We start from the raw sequence: 14,319 nt of genomic DNA, 5'->3' as shown, positions 1-14,319 counted from the left end.
GAAAAACAAACAAACACACCCCAACCTCACACAAATCTTGCCCTTGCGCGCTCACGGTATTACGCGCGTTCCCATGCAATTTGAGACGATCCCTCACCCCTCGCCAATGGCTGATGATGCGCGCGAAGCCGCCATCGCCGATCCTGGTTTTGGCACGGTCTTCACCGATTACATGGTCACGATTGACTATGATGAGGGCGCAGAGGGCAGTGTCGGCGGCGGCTGGCACTCCCCGCGCATTGGCCCGCGCGAGCCGATTGCGCTCGATCCGGCGGCCAGCGTTCTGCACTATGCGCAGGAAATTTTCGAAGGGATGAAGGCCTACCGCTTGGCGGATGGCGAGCTCGCCTTGTTCCGCCCAGAGGAAAACGCTCGTCGGTTCAACGCCAGTGCGCGGCGCATGGCGATGCCTGAACTCCCCGAGGAGCTGTTTCTGGAGGCCGTGAACAAAGCGGTCACCGCAGATGCCAAGTGGTTCCCCAGCGTCGAGGGCGGCTCGCTCTACATCCGCCCCTTCATGTTCGCAAGCGAGGCGTTTCTCGGCGTGCGCCCGGCCAAGCAATATAAGTTTATCGTCATCCTGAGCGCGGCGGGCAATTACTTCAAATCCGGCGCGCCAGCGGTCAGCATCTGGCAATCGGAATACACCCGCGCGGCCCCCGGCGGCACGGGCGCGGCGAAGACCGGCGGCAATTACGCCGCCAGCCTGGTGCCCACCGGCGAGGCGTTCAAACGCGGCCATGATCAGGTCCTGTTCCTCGATGCAGTCGAAAAGAAATGGGTCGAGGAACTGGGCGGCATGAACCTGTTCTTCGTCATGCGCGATGGCAGCGTGATTACTCCGCCGCTAACCGGCACAATCCTACCCGGGATCACCCGCAACAGCCTGATCACCCTGCTCGGCGAAGAAGGCTTGAGCGTGCGCGAGGAACCCTATTCGATCCAACAATGGCGCAGCGATGCGGCCAGCGGCGATCTGGTCGAAGTGATGGCCTGCGGCACGGCGGCGGTCGTCACGCCGGTTGGCAAGGTCGACAGTGCGGATGGCGAATTCGTGATCGGCAATGGCGGCCCTGGCGAAGTAACCAGCAAAATCCGCGAGAAATTGGTCGGCATCCAGCGCGGCAGCGTGGACGACACGCATGGCTGGGTGAAACTGGTCGGATAATGACTGACCCTCTGGCCCCTACTTTTGTGGAGAGGATGAAGCGTAGCTGGGCGTTTTACGCTCTAATGGCTGGACTGCTTGGGGTAATTGCACTGTTTGCGGTCCGGGCCGAGCAAATCGTCAACACTGATCCAGTTCTCGTTTCAGCGACCGTTCTCTCGTTCGGTACTCACGCCGACTTTGATGGCAACCACCCAACCATGACTGTGAAAACAGAACAGGGCAGCACGCGAGAGATCACGATTGCACCGCGCGTGCAAAGAGCTTGCAGAATAGGTATGGAGGTCGTTCTTGAACGCCGCGATACACATTTGCGAGTGGCACCTGAAGCCTGCCAAACTTCCTTGAAATCGAACTCATGACCAACACCCCCATCCAAGTTGCAGCGCTCTATAATTTTGCGCCGTTTAACGATCCCGCGGCTTTGCAGGGGCCCTTGCAGGCGGCGTGCGATGCAGCGGGAACGCGCGGCACCATTCTGCTCGCGCCAGAGGGCGTCAACGGCACCATCGCGGGAACGCCGGAAGGCATCGAAGCCGTGCTCGCGCACATTCGCACTCTGCCCGATTGCGAGACGTTCGACGTCAAATACTCTCATGCCGAAAGCATGCCGTTTCACCGGATGAAAGTGCGGTTGAAGCGTGAAATCGTCACTATGGGCGAGCCGGGAATTGATCCGCGCGCCAGCGTGGGCCGCTATGTCGATCCAAACGATTGGAACGATTTGATCAGCGATCCCGACACCATAGTGATCGACACGCGCAATGACTATGAAGTCGCGATCGGTCAGTTCGAAGGCGCGATTGATCCCAAGACCCCGAGCTTTCGCGACTTTCCCGCCTGGTTTCGGAATCGCCGCGAAGAGCTGCTGGGCGAAGGCAAAACGCCCAAGGTCGCGATGTATTGCACCGGCGGTATTCGCTGCGAGAAATCGACCAGCTTTCTGCGCAGCGAAGGTGTGGACGAGGTCTATCACCTCAAGGGCGGCATTCTCAAATACCTCGAAAACGTGCCGGAGGACAAAAGCCTGTGGCACGGCGAATGCTTCGTATTTGATCAGCGCGTTGCGGTGAAACACGGGCTGGAGCTCGGATCATATGGGCAGTGCTTTGCCTGCCGCCATCCGCTGAGCGCCGAGGAGATGGCCTCGCCCGACTATGCTGAAGGGATCAGCTGTCCGCATTGCATTGATGCTCGCGATGATGAGCAGCGCGCCCGCTATGTTGAGCGGCAGCGGCAAAAGGAACTCGCGAAGCAGCGCGGCGAGGCGCATATCGGCAAGCCAATTGAGACCTCTGTGGGAGACGCGGGCAACGATGGTTTTGACACAGGTGAAAGCTGGGAGGCAAACTTCCCCGGCGGCCTGACGCCAGACACGCTGAGCGATCCGAAATGACGCATCCGCCAATCCTCTATTCCTTCCGCCGCTGCCCCTATGCGATGCGCGCGCGAATGGCTCTGTGGGTGGCGGAAATCGGTGTGATCCTGCGCGAGGTGAAGCTGTCGGATAAGCCCCCTGCCCTGATTGAAATCTCGCCCAAGGCGACCGTGCCCGTGCTGATTTCGGTTGATGGTCCGGTGCTGGAGGAAAGCATTGAGATCATGCGCTGGGCGCTGGGCAAGAATGATCCAGAGGGCTGGCTGGCGGGCGATGATACGGAGCTTATCGCGCGCAATGACGGCGTGTTTAAGCATCACCTCGACCGCTACAAATATCCATCGCGCTATGAAGATGAGGCCGATCACGGCCAGGTTGACCACCGCGCAGAAGGCTTAGCGATCCTACAAGACCTCGATACGCGGCTTTCCACTCAGGCGTTTCTGTGCGGCGAGAGCCGCACGCTGGCCGATATGGCGCTGTTCCCGTTCATTCGGCAATTCGCCAACACCGACCGCGAGTGGTTTGATGCGCAACCGATCCCGCATTTACAAAAATGGCTGGAGGGGCATCTATCCTCAGACATTTTCAAGAGCATCATGCCCAAATTTGACCCGTGGAAAGCAGGCGATAAGCCAACGCGTTTTGGACCAGATGAAGAACTTGTCCGTTCGTAAAAGACGGCTATTGCGTTAAGCGAAAGTGCAATTGTTTTTTACTCAACGTTTACCTCGAAAGGGTAGCTCCAATCTATGACAAGCAATGACCCTGCACACTCCGCTGAAACGCATGAGCAGTACTGCGAATTGCATACTTCTATCAGTGGCTTCTGGAGCACTGACACGATTCAGTCCTATTTTGACGACTTGAACGAAGCCTCAATGCCGATGCTTGTGGCCAGGAAGCCGATCTATGCGCTTGTCGACTTTACCGAGTTCTTGCCGCAAGATCGGGGCACGGGAGACGCAATTCGGGAACATTTGCTGGTCTCGAAAAAGCACGGACTAAAACGCATCGCCATTCTTGGCGCATCTCCGCTGGCTAAACTGCAATACCGGCGCTTGAGCGAAGGTCTGCAAGTCGAGTTTTTCGATAATAAGGCCGACGGTCTGGTTTGGCTGCGCGCGGATCGTTGATTAGCAAGTGCCCTCAGAATATCGGCATTGGCAGATTTGACCGATAGCTTCGACAGCAAGCTATCCAGTTATGGTAGGAAGACATCATGACAGACAACAAACCAGTTCACACGGTCGCACTGCTAGAGCAGCACTGTGAAACCCATTCCGTCGTTAGCGGGTTTTGGGACATAAAGACGATCCAAACCTATTTCGATGAGGTGAACGAGGTGGCTTTGCCTTTGGTGAAAGCACGCTCACCAATTTACTCCCTGGTCGATTTCACAGGCTTTTTACCGCAAGACCGCGAAACGGCCGAAGCCATCCGCGAACATCTGGTCATGTCGGAAAAATTCGGCCTGAAACGTATCGCTATTCTTGGCGCATCTCCGCTCGCCAAACTGCAATACAAACGCCTGAGCGAAGGCTTGGATGTCGAGTTTTTCGATGACAAAGCCGAAGCGCTGACTTGGCTACGCGCTAATCGCTGATCCGGCCAAGGAGACCAGCTACCAGCCTGGTCCTTAAAGCACTGACCTTCTGATTGTGCGCAAACATGCGCTTACGTCTCGACTGCGCATCACATCAGCCAGAGTGCTCTGCTTTGAATTGACATCAATCAAAGAGCTGAGACACAAATCTTCAATTTGCTAGGGTGCGCACAGGATGACCGTCGTCTTGTCGGGTGCGTCTGCGCTTAAAGCGCTGTGCAGATTACTCAGCTGGTTCCGCTGACAAGCCATCGTCTGAGAAGCGTTGACGCAGGCTTTCAACCTCTCGGTCGATCTGGGTCGCCAAGGTTTCCAATTGGCCAGAGCTGTTGTCGATCTTATCGATCGTCTTGCTCGCTTGCGCAAAGTTCTCTGACACTTGTGCAACCGCGCTGCCACTGTCCAAGGCCTTGCGGCGAACCCCGTCGATCAATCCAGAGAGTTCTGCGCTGGTTGTGCGCTGTTTTTCGACCGAGCTTGCGGCCACTGCGGCCATTTCGCCGACGGTTTCAATCGACGCGTCAATCGCGCGGAACTGCGCAATGGATTCGCCAATCAGCTCAGACAGCGAGCCAACGATTGTTGAGATTTCGCTCGAGGCTTCTTGCGTCTGCTTAGACAATTGCGCCACTTCGCTCGACACCACGGAAAAGCCCTTGCCCGCCTCACCGGCGCGCGCGGCTTCGATCCGGGCGTTTAGAGCGAGCAATCCGGTCTTATCCGAGATCGATTTGATCATCGCCACCAGCTTGCCGATTTCCTTTGCCGACAGTTCCAGCTGGCCGGCAATTTGCGCGCCGCGATCGCTCGCTTGATCGGCGTGGGTCGCGGCTGCATTGGCATCTGCAACGCGCGTTCCAACCAGCTCCAAGGTCTCGCTAAGGACCTGTGCACCCTTGGCCATTTGTTCCGCCATGCTCAGCGTTGCATCGGCCTGAGCGCTCGCATGATCAACCTGCTCACCGGATTCGTGCGAGTGAGCGGCAAGGCGCTCCGATCCGGTCGCAAGGTCGCTTGCCTGAGCATTCAATTGCTGAACGAGTGCGGCAAAGTTTGTCTGAAATTCGCGCAAAGCCTTGGTCGTATTGTCTGCACGATCACGCTCCCGCGTGACCATACTCGCAAGCTCGTTTTGCTCAGCCCGCAATTTGTCCGCGGCGATCTGTTCGGTGGCCTGCACCCGGTCGAGAAAGGCGTTCAGTTCTTCGGCAATATCGCCGCCCTCTTCAAATGGGTCGACATCAAGGCGCGTGCTGAGATCAGCGTCGCCGCTGTTGATTTTGTTCAAAGTCCGCGACAGTTCCGCATTGCCTAGCAACGCGCGGTGTTCCGACAGGTTGAGCCCCCGCCGTTCGTCTTCCAACGGCACGCGCAACTTGCCGCGACTGTGCATGGCGTTTGCGATGACGCCCATCGTCATAAAGGCGAATACGCCAATGCTGAATGCTCCGAGGAATTGAACCCCAAGCTGCGTGAAAAACCCATGAGCCAGGCGGTCTGCTGGCACAATAAAAACCACCGCCAATGTCCCAAAGAAGCCGCCAAATCCGTGCACGCTGACCGCGTAAACCGCATCATCGACGCGGTGCGTGCGCTCCAGCCAATCGGCAAAGAACACACTGCCCACGGCGATCAACGCAGCAGCGCCAATCGCACCCAAGGAATACGCGTAAGGCGCGCTGGCAGTGATCGACACCAACCCGACCAGCAGGCCGTTGATCATTCTGTCGGCGCGGTAATAGCCATCGCGGTAATAACCCGCGACCGCAGCGGCGCAGGCCGCGGCTGAACCGGCCAGCAAAGTGTTGGACAATGCGCGCGCGAAATCATCGCTGCCCGGCTCCAGAGTGCCGGTGTTAAAGCCGAGCCAACCTACAAGCAGGATCAGCGCGCCGCCGCCGGTTAGGATCGGGCTATGGCCGTGGATCGCCCGCATGGCGTCGTCGCCTTCGCCATCTACACTTTCGAGGCGATCAAAGCGGCCATCGCGCGCACCAACTACCAGCAAAATGCCCAGCGCCGCGGCGCCGCCCGCAAGGTGGACGACGCTGCTGCCAGCAAAGTCGATAAAGCCCAATTGTTGCAGCCAGCCCTCACCGCTGCCGCCGGGGAGATAGCTCGCCCAGGCCCAGTGGCCAATCATCGGATAGATCACAGCCGTCAGCGGCAAGGTCATCAGAATATAGGCGGAAAAGCGCATGCGCTCTGCCACCGCGCCAGATACGATCGTGGCCGCCGTACCGCAGAACAAAGCCTGGAAAAGGAGGAAGAGCGTGACTGAGCCTTCGCCCGAATAGCCGAGCAGGCCAGTATCAAATCCGATGAGGCCAAAGCCACCACCAAACATGACTGCGGCACCGAAGATATGGAATACAAGAACCGCGACGACGAAGTCCGCGAGGTTCTTCATCGACACGTTGATGCTGTTCTTAGAGCGGACAAATCCGGCCTCTAAAAACAGGAAACCGATCTGCATTCCAGCTACTAGCACGCATGCCAGCGCCAGCCATATCTCGATTGCCATTTCTCACCCCAACTTCTTTTCTTTTCGGGGTTTTACTCATGAGCGGCTAAGAACAAGTTAACGGCGAGTTAGTCATCATTTCCCGCTGGGAAGCCCGGTTTTCAGATCCTCCAGCCACACATCGGCAACCGCATCAGACGGCGCGCGCCAATCGCCGCGCGGCGACAATGCGCCCTGCGAACTGACCTTTGGCCCATTGGGCAAGGCGCTGCGCTTGAACTGGCTGAAAGCGAAGAAGCGTTTAACGAAACTTTCCAGCCATCCGGCAATCGCCGCAAGGTCGTATTCGTTCTTGCGATTTTCCGGAAAACCATCGGGCCATTTGCCCGCCTGCGCATCGCGCCACGCGTGATAGGCCAGAAACGCAACCTTGGATGGGCGCTGACCATAGCGGATGGTGTGGTGGAGGAAGAAGTCGTTGAGCTCATACGGCCCAATCCGCTCCTCTGTGCTTTGGATCGCGCCATCTTCGCCCGCAGGCACCAGCTCTGGCGAGATTTCCGTGTCCAGCACCGCGCCCAAGACATCGCTGCAGGCATTGCTAAATTGCTCAGTCTGGATCGTCCAGCGGATCAAATATTGGATCAGCGTCTTCGGCACGCCCGCGTTCACGCCGTAATGGCTCATGTGATCGCCAACGCCGTATGTGCACCAGCCCAGCGCCAGCTCTGACAAATCGCCAGTGCCCACGACAAAGCCGGAATGCTGCCCGGCCAAGCGGAACAGATAATCCGTACGCAATCCGGCCTGAACATTCTCAAACGTCACATCATAGACCGGCTCACCGCCCGCAAACGGGTGCTTCATATCCTCAAGCATCCGCGTAGCCGCTGGCTTAATGTCTATCTCCTCAGCGGTGATTTCCATCGCCTCCATCAGCTTCCAGGCGTTCGACTTCGTGCTGTCAGAGGTGGCAAAGCCGGGCATGGTGTAGCCGCGAATGGCGGTGCGCGGCATCCCCAACCGGTCGCAGGCTTTCGCCGCTACGATCAGCGCATGGGTGCTATCGAGCCCGCCGGAAATGCCGATAATCAAAGACTTGGCATGGGTCGCGGTGATCCGCCGCATCAGGGCATCGACCTGAATGTTGAACGCTTCGTAGCAATCCTCGTCCAGTGTCTTTGCGTTGTTCGGCACAAATGGGAAGCGGCGAACCGGACGGATCAGGCCCTTATCGAGCGCGCCATCCTCAGCAACACCGGCATGGTCGAACACGATCCGGCGATAGCTGTCCTCTGGCCGGCCATGCGCCTCTGCTGCATCGGCAAAGGTTTGGTTACGAACGCGCTCGGCCGCAATCCGCTGGGTGTCGATATCGACCACGCACAGCTCCGGCTCCAGATCGAAGCGCGTGCTTTCCGCCATCAATCCGCCGAGCTCGTAAATTACGCCCTGCCCATCCCATGCAAGATCAGTGGTGCTTTCTCCGTGGCCGCTGGCCGAATAGACATAGGCACAAATCGACCGAGCCGAGCTTGATCGGCAGTGCAAATGGCGATCATCCGCTCGGCCAATCGTGATCGGCGAAGCGGAAAGATTGCACAAGATCTGAGCCCCGGCGAGCGCGGCCATCGTGCCCGGCGGATTGGGTGCCCAGAAGTCCTCACAAATCTCCACGCCGAAGGTGAAACCGGACAGGTTGCTCGCGGCAAAGACCACATCCGTGCCGAACGGAACTTCTTCGCCGTTCACTGCGATCCATAGATCTTCGCAGCCGCGCCCATGCGCGAAATAGCGTTTCTCGTAGAACTCGCGATAATTGGGCAGATAGCTTTTCGGGATCACGCCCAGCAATTCGCCATTCGCAATCACCGCGGCACAATTGTAAACCTTGTCCCCGCGTTTCAGCGGCGCGCCAATCACCAGCACAGGCGAAAGATCGCGTGAGGCCTCGATCACCTCGCCCAGCGCCTCTTCCACCCGGACCAGCAAAGCCTGCTGCAGCAGCAGATCATCAATCGCATAGGACGATAAAGTCAGCTCTGGATAGACCACCAAATCGACATTTTGCGCATGCGCCTTCTTCGCCTCGGCGATCACCCCAGCGGTGTTGTAAGCCACATCGGCCGGGCGCGAACACGGCGTGCTTGTCGCCACGCGCACAAACCCGTGGCTGTGCATGTCGTAAAAAGAATGGCTGCTGGCTGTCACGTGGGCACGCTCCGAATTGGTGTCTGGCGGACCCTTTAGCGGTTTATCACCGCGCATCAAAGGCATGAGAGATGATGCTGCAAAAGCGAACGCAAAGTTTCGCTATTCTGGCTAGCAATGAAAATGAACCCGCCGTCGCATCAACGATGGTTGCGCCCGGCGCAGACATCCCCCACCTCATGAAACACGGGTCAGAACGACACACCCCTCCCAGCTAAGGAGCACATAGAATGGCCGATCCCACCTACACCCCGCCAGAAGTCTGGACCAACGACACCGAGAATGGCGGACGGTTTGCCAGTATCAACCGCCCAACCGCGGGCGCGCGTGAAACCAAGGAATTGCCGCAAGGCGACAATCCATTTCAGCCGTACTCGCTGGCGACGCCCAACGGGGTGAAGGCCACAATCATGCTGGAGGAGCTGCTTGAGGCGGGCCACACGGGCGCAGAATATGACGCCTACACCGTGAACATCGGTGAAGGCGTGCAATTCACCAGCGGCTTTGTGGAGATCAATCCAAACTCGAAAATCCCAGCCTTGCTCGACAAAAGCGGCGACAAACCGTTCCGCGTGTTCGAATCGGCGGCCATTTTAGTGCACCTTGCGGAGAAATTCGGCGCATTTCTGCCGACCGATCCGGCTGCGCGCGCAGAGGTGATGAGCTGGCTGTTCTGGCAGGTTGGCACCGGGCCGTTCATCGGCGGCGGGTTTGGCCATTTCTACGCCTATGCCCCGGAGAAATACGAATATCCGATCAATCGCTATGCGATGGAAACAAAGCGGATTTTCGATGTTGCAGACCAGCGTTTGGCCGAAAGCCGCTTCCTTGGCGGCGATGAATACACCATCGCAGACATGGCCAATTATCCGTGGCTTGCGCCTTTCGTCGAAGGCAAAATCTACAATGAAGCCAAGACCTTCCTGTCGATCGATGAGTACAAGAACGTCGCCCGCTGGGTGGAGGAAATCTCGGCCCGTCCGGCGGTAAAACGCGGCCGGATCGTCAACAAGACCTGGGGCGAGGAAAACGAGCGAGCTGCTAGAGCGTCACTCTGCTGCGGACTTCGAAGGCAAGGCAATCTGACCGGCTGAAGCGATAAAAGGGGCGCACAGGCAAAAATGTGCCTTGCGCCCCTTCACATATAAAATGGCGGCGCTATATAGCGCGCTCTGCTGGGGTGTGGCCAAGTGGTAAGGCACCGCTTTTTGGTAGCGGCATTCGTAGGTTCGATCCCTACCACCCCAGCCATTTTCCTTACCCAAATCATTGAAACTGAGTGCTAAAACCCGGCGCCCATAACGCACGCCTTTTGCACAGGCCTCAGCGCAGCTCCAATGGCTCCTGCGGATTGTTCGGCTCCAGGATCATCTCATTGGTCTGATTGTCGACGCGGTATGATGCGAGCCGCGACAGCAGGTTCATCCCGATCACATTGGTGTTGCCCAGGCTAGGCGCGATCACGACATCAAGCCCGCGCGCAGCCACATTGCCAAAGCGCAGCTCGTCAATTGTGCCAAGAGACGCCTCAACCGGTCCGTTCGCTGTGCCAATAGTCACCGGCAGCCCGCCCGTGCGCGGCTCTATCCCCGCCTGGTCCGCCAAAGCTTGCGATATCGCGGTTAGCGTCGCGCCGGTGTCGACCAGAAAGTTGGCAGGCACTCCGTTCAGCTCCGCGCGCAGCCAGAAGTGTCCATCTTGGCTGATCGGGATGCGGGTCTCCCCGCCCTCCACCACCTGCTGAGGCAGGCCAAGCTGCGGCACGGCGACCTCAATGCGCGGATCAAAGCGGGAGAGCTGAATGATGACGGTGCAAAGAATGCCGACCAGCACCAAAGTGCTGCCCGCGCGCACGAACTTGCCGAACGCCACCTCGCGGCGGATCATCAGTGAGCCGAGCACTCCGGCCATCACCGCTGCCACCGCCAGCATCAGCAATTCCGAGCGCGGAACGGCGGTGAACGCGCCAGAAATGTTGGACAAGAGGTTGTCGAGACTCATTGCCCCTAAACATAAGCGCGATTGCTGTGCTTTTCCATGAACGAGCGCGCTCGCGCCGCCATCAGTTCTAGCCGAGCATTTTTGCCGCCAAGGCGCGGCCTGACAGAAACGCACCCTCAACGCGCGGGCTGTGCAGATAATCCCCGGCAATGCCGATCCGTTTGTCCCCGTCATAGCGCGCCGGTTCACCCGCGACTGGCTCAGCCATCGCATACAGCCAGCGGTGAGCGGTTAAGTGGATTGGCACCGCTAGAGCCACGCCAATCTGCGAGAAGAAATCGGCGAGCAAAATCTCGGCCACTTCCTCCTTAGGCCGATCGAGCACTTCGCGGCTGCGCTCTGGGCTGGCGTGCAGCACCCAGCATTCCTCGCCGGTCCTCCCAGGCTTGGCCGAATTGCGCGCAGCCCAAGAGATCCCCGCTTCGGGATCGCGCAGGCAGTCCGCTTCAATACCAATCTTCTCGCCAAACGCCGCCATCACGGCCCAGCACGGCGCGGATTGCACCTGCAATGCGGCGGCGGCCAGCTCTGGCGCGACTTCAGACAGCAGAACGCTCGCTTGCTCCGCCGGAACCGCGCACACAATCGCATCTGCGACAAAGCTCGTGTCATCTGTCTCCAGCTTCCAACAATCACCATCGCGATGCAGACGTTCGATCCGCGTACTCCACTCAACGCCAAGCGCACTGCCCATCGCGCGGATCGGGCCATTCATGCCCGGCGTCCCGACAAAGGCATCGTCACCCGCCGCTGGCCAAGGCGCGACCACGCCCACTTCCTGCCACTCGCGCACGGCCTCTTTGAAGGCGGGATCACGCGCGGTGAAGAACTGCGCCCCGTGATCAAAGCTGACCGTCTCGCCCGCAATCTCTGCGCGCCGAGCAGCCATGCGTCCACCGGGGCCGCGTCCTTTGTCAAAGATCACGACCTGCTTGCCCGCCGCCGCCAATTGCGCGGCGCAGCTAAGCCCAGCCATGCCAGCGCCGATGATTGCGACGGTTTCTATTGAGTGTGCCATAGCGGGGTAACGCGCGGGCGCGCCTTTCGGTTTCGAAGGAAATGAGGGGTTTGTGAGAAAACGTTTAAGGCGCGGATTTTGGCGGCTTCGCCTCGGCCAGGATCAGGGAGAAACGCTCTTCGCTGTCGAGCCAGCGCTGCTGCGGCTCCCATCCACTCGCGAGCAGCAGCATGTTTGCTGTGCGGCGATTGAACTTGTGGCTGTTTTCGGTGTGGATCGTCTCGCCGCGCGTCATCGAAAAGCCGGTGCCTGAAACGGAAAAGTCGAGATCGCTCTGCGCCACCAGATGCATTTCAATGCGCGCAAAATCATCGTTCCAGCGCGCCTCATGGGCGAAGGCTTGCGTCGGAATATCGCTGCCGAGCTCGCGGTTGACCCTTCGCAGCAGGTTGAGGTTGAAATCCGCCGTCACCCCGGCGGCATCGTCATAGGCATCGACCAAGACTCCGCGATCCTTGATCAGATCCATACCGATCAGCAGGCGCGCGCCCTCACCCAATGTCTCGCGCATATTACGCAGCAAATCGACCGCAGTGCGCGGCACCATATTGCCAATCGTCGAGCCGGGAAAAAAGCCGAGTTTCGGCAAGCCAGCGACCGCATCGGGCAGTGCAACTTGCCGCATAAAATCCGCCTCTACCGGATGGACCGGCAGGCCGGGAAATTTCGCCGCCAGATCAGCCGCCGCCGCGCGCAGAAAATCGCCTGAGATGTCCAGCGGGACATAGGCGCTGGGTTCAATTGCAGAGAGCAGCAGCGGCGTTTTCACCGAACTGCCCGAGCCAAATTCCACCACTGCCCGGCCCGGCCCGATCAGTTCGGCAAATTCTGCGCCTCGCTCGCGCAAAATCTCGGTCTCGGCGCGGGTCGGATAATATTCCGGGATCTGCGTGATGTCTTCGAACAATTGCGATCCGGCATCATCATACAGCCAGCGCGCAGAAATCGCCTTTTGCGGCTGCGACAGCCCGGCCAGAACATCGCTGCGAAACGCGGTATCCACTCCATCATCATCGCGGTTCACGAGCGCAATGCCTTCTTGAGAACTCATCAATTATCCTTGGGCCTAAAGATCTTTGGCAAGGCGCAGACCGGTGAATTGCCAGCGCTGATGCGGGTAGAAGAAATTGCGATAGGACGCGCGCGAATGGCCGCGCACGGTGGCGCAGCCGGCGCCCTTCAGAACGAACTGACCGCTCATGAATTTGCCATTGTATTCGCCCACCGCGCCGCCTGCGGGCGCAAAGCGGGGGTATGGCAAATAGGCAGAGCGCGTGAATTGCCAGCAATCGCCAAACAGCGCCTCTCCGCCATGCTGAGCCGGGGCATGAGCGCCGTCCAATTGGTTGCCGGACGAGGCATCATGCGCAGGCGCGCTGCCCTCCCCGTCTTGGCCGCGCGCAATCGCCTCCCACTCGAACTCGGTTGGCAGGCGCATTCCCGCCCAACTGGCAAAGGCATCCGCCTCAAAATAAGAGATGTGGGTGACCGGCGCATCGGGATCGCGCGGCTGCCAGCCTTGATGGGTAAAATGCTCGCCCGCGCCGCCGCGCTCACGCCAATAGAGCGGAGCAGTGATGCCGTTTTCCCGCCCCCAAGCCCAGCCGTCGGATAGCCACAAAGACGCGGTGGTGTAGCCGCCATCGGCGATAAATTCGTCCCACTGCCGGTTCGTCACCAGCCGGCGCGACATGGCAAACGGCTCCAGCAGGACGCGGTGGCGCGGCCCCTCATTGTCGAACGCAAAGTCGGCGCTCTCGTTATGGTCATGCCCGATCAGAGCAATGCCCCCGGGATGCTCATTCCAACCCGCATCGGCCACGCCGCCCGTACCGCCCGCCGACATCGCGGCCTCTGGCGCGCCATCCCACATTGCGGGACCGAGCGGATTTTGGAACAATGCGTGCTTGATATCGGTCAGTAGCAATTCGATGTGCTGCTGCTCATGCGCAATGCCCAAAGCGATCAGATCAGCGCGCTCTGGGTCACCGATCAGCGGCTCCATCGCGCGGTCGACAGCTCTGCGCCAATCGCGGATTTCATCCAGCGTCGGGCGCGACAACGCCCCGCGGGAAAAGCGCGCGATCCGCTCCCCTTCCGCCTCGTAATACGAATTAAACAGGAACGGCCAATCTTCGTTGTAGAGCGTGTATCCCGGCGCATAATCGCGTAGCAGGAACGTCTCCCAAAACCAATTGGTGTGCGCCAGATGCCATTTTGCTGGCGAGGCGTCCTCCATGGATTGCACCGTTGCATCGGCATCGGACAAACGCTCGGTTAATGCCTCCATCAGCGCTCGGGTAGAGCAATATCGCTCATTCAGATCGGGGCGAGGCTTCGCCTTGTGCACTGGGTGTTCCGGCGATGTCAGCGGCACGCGCGCCTCCCAATTTGTGAGCGTTTCCAATCGCTCAGCAATGGCGCAATGCCCGAAACTTGGGAAAATTGAAAGGCACAGCCCGCAACAATAGGT

The 14,319-nt window shown here is 59.0% G+C and carries 12 protein-coding genes, 1 tRNA gene and 1 pseudogene; 8 read left to right on the top strand and 6 right to left on the bottom strand.

Annotated elements, in window-relative coordinates; translation table 11 throughout:
- Positions 1-73: 73 nt before the first annotated feature.
- From AC0V6M_RS10720 to AC0V6M_RS10695, 6 genes are all read left to right on the top strand, one after another.
- Positions 74-1,168 (top strand): branched-chain amino acid aminotransferase, encoded by a 1,095-nt coding sequence (locus AC0V6M_RS10720; protein WP_486138785.1) that lies wholly within the window; start codon positions 74-76, stop codon positions 1,166-1,168.
- Positions 1,168-1,530, top strand: coding sequence for a hypothetical protein (locus AC0V6M_RS10715; protein WP_486138784.1), 363 nt, complete (start codon positions 1,168-1,170; stop codon positions 1,528-1,530). The genes AC0V6M_RS10720 and AC0V6M_RS10715 overlap by 1 nt, the downstream gene beginning before the upstream one ends.
- A complete protein-coding gene (gene trhO, locus AC0V6M_RS10710; RefSeq protein WP_486138783.1) occupies positions 1,527-2,564 on the top strand; it encodes an oxygen-dependent tRNA uridine(34) hydroxylase TrhO in 1,038 nt (345 codons plus the stop codon). The genes AC0V6M_RS10715 and trhO overlap by 4 nt, the downstream gene beginning before the upstream one ends.
- Positions 2,561-3,223, top strand: coding sequence for a glutathione S-transferase (locus AC0V6M_RS10705; RefSeq protein WP_486138782.1), 663 nt, complete (start codon positions 2,561-2,563; stop codon positions 3,221-3,223). Before trhO ends, AC0V6M_RS10705 begins: the two co-directional genes overlap by 4 nt.
- Positions 3,224-3,298: 75 nt before the next feature.
- Positions 3,299-3,682: a hypothetical protein gene (locus AC0V6M_RS10700; RefSeq protein ID WP_486138781.1), complete on the top strand. Its 384-nt coding sequence runs from the start codon at positions 3,299-3,301 to the stop codon at positions 3,680-3,682.
- Positions 3,683-3,768: 86 nt separating this feature from the next.
- A complete protein-coding gene (locus AC0V6M_RS10695; protein ID WP_486138780.1) occupies positions 3,769-4,152 on the top strand; it encodes a hypothetical protein in 384 nt (127 codons plus the stop codon).
- 223 nt (positions 4,153-4,375) lie between these two features.
- Here the strand turns inward: AC0V6M_RS10695 and AC0V6M_RS10690 are convergent, their stop codons facing one another.
- On the bottom strand, positions 4,376-6,676 hold the full coding sequence (locus AC0V6M_RS10690) for a methyl-accepting chemotaxis protein (protein WP_486138779.1): 2,301 nt from the start codon (positions 6,674-6,676) through the stop codon (positions 4,376-4,378).
- 75 nt (positions 6,677-6,751) lie between these two features.
- Positions 6,752-8,827: an NAD(+) synthase gene (locus AC0V6M_RS10685; RefSeq protein WP_486138778.1), complete on the bottom strand. Its 2,076-nt coding sequence runs from the start codon at positions 8,825-8,827 to the stop codon at positions 6,752-6,754.
- Between the two features lie 230 nt (positions 8,828-9,057).
- On the opposite strand from AC0V6M_RS10685, the pseudogene yghU reads away from it, so the two are divergent.
- Positions 9,058-9,913, top strand: a pseudogene (gene yghU, locus AC0V6M_RS10680) (glutathione-dependent disulfide-bond oxidoreductase).
- A 90-nt stretch (positions 9,914-10,003) separates the two neighbouring features.
- A tRNA-Gln gene (locus tag AC0V6M_RS10675) sits at positions 10,004-10,078 on the top strand.
- Positions 10,079-10,150: 72 nt separating this feature from the next.
- Here the strand turns inward: AC0V6M_RS10675 and AC0V6M_RS10670 are convergent.
- The 4 genes from AC0V6M_RS10670 to egtB form a co-directional block, all read right to left on the bottom strand.
- Positions 10,151-10,828: a retropepsin-like aspartic protease family protein gene (locus AC0V6M_RS10670; RefSeq protein ID WP_486138777.1), complete on the bottom strand. Its 678-nt coding sequence runs from the start codon at positions 10,826-10,828 to the stop codon at positions 10,151-10,153.
- Between the two features lie 67 nt (positions 10,829-10,895).
- Positions 10,896-11,846, bottom strand: a complete 951-nt coding sequence (locus tag AC0V6M_RS10665; RefSeq protein ID WP_486138776.1) for an NAD(P)/FAD-dependent oxidoreductase — start codon at positions 11,844-11,846, stop codon at positions 10,896-10,898.
- A 64-nt stretch (positions 11,847-11,910) separates the two neighbouring features.
- Positions 11,911-12,897, bottom strand: a complete 987-nt coding sequence (egtD, locus tag AC0V6M_RS10660; protein WP_486138775.1) for an L-histidine N(alpha)-methyltransferase — start codon at positions 12,895-12,897, stop codon at positions 11,911-11,913.
- A gap of 15 nt (positions 12,898-12,912) precedes the next feature.
- Complete coding sequence (gene egtB, locus AC0V6M_RS10655; RefSeq protein ID WP_486139617.1) at positions 12,913-14,196, bottom strand: ergothioneine biosynthesis protein EgtB; 1,284 nt, start codon at positions 14,194-14,196, stop codon at positions 12,913-12,915.
- Positions 14,197-14,319: the final 123 nt, after the last annotated feature.

Source organism: Erythrobacter sp. JB3-1 (genome assembly GCF_057364995.1).
This window is presented reverse-complemented; position numbering and strand designations above follow the sequence as displayed.

What these genes read in the sequence shown, in the direction of transcription:
- AC0V6M_RS10720 (WP_486138785.1), top strand. Translation starts at nt 74, where the DNA reads ATGCAATTTGAGACGATCCCTCACCCCTCGCCAATGGCTGATGATGCG.
- AC0V6M_RS10715 (WP_486138784.1), top strand. Translation starts at nt 1,168, where the DNA reads ATGACTGACCCTCTGGCCCCTACTTTTGTGGAGAGGATGAAGCGTAGC.
- trhO (WP_486138783.1), top strand. Translation starts at nt 1,527, where the DNA reads ATGACCAACACCCCCATCCAAGTTGCAGCGCTCTATAATTTTGCGCCG.
- AC0V6M_RS10705 (WP_486138782.1), top strand. Translation starts at nt 2,561, where the DNA reads ATGACGCATCCGCCAATCCTCTATTCCTTCCGCCGCTGCCCCTATGCG.
- AC0V6M_RS10700 (WP_486138781.1), top strand. Translation starts at nt 3,299, where the DNA reads ATGACAAGCAATGACCCTGCACACTCCGCTGAAACGCATGAGCAGTAC.
- AC0V6M_RS10695 (WP_486138780.1), top strand. Translation starts at nt 3,769, where the DNA reads ATGACAGACAACAAACCAGTTCACACGGTCGCACTGCTAGAGCAGCAC.
- AC0V6M_RS10690 (WP_486138779.1), bottom strand. Translation starts at nt 6,676, where the DNA reads ATGGCAATCGAGATATGGCTGGCGCTGGCATGCGTGCTAGTAGCTGGA.
- AC0V6M_RS10670 (WP_486138777.1), bottom strand. Translation starts at nt 10,828, where the DNA reads ATGAGTCTCGACAACCTCTTGTCCAACATTTCTGGCGCGTTCACCGCC.
- AC0V6M_RS10665 (WP_486138776.1), bottom strand. Translation starts at nt 11,846, where the DNA reads ATGGCACACTCAATAGAAACCGTCGCAATCATCGGCGCTGGCATGGCT.
- egtD (WP_486138775.1), bottom strand. Translation starts at nt 12,897, where the DNA reads ATGAGTTCTCAAGAAGGCATTGCGCTCGTGAACCGCGATGATGATGGA.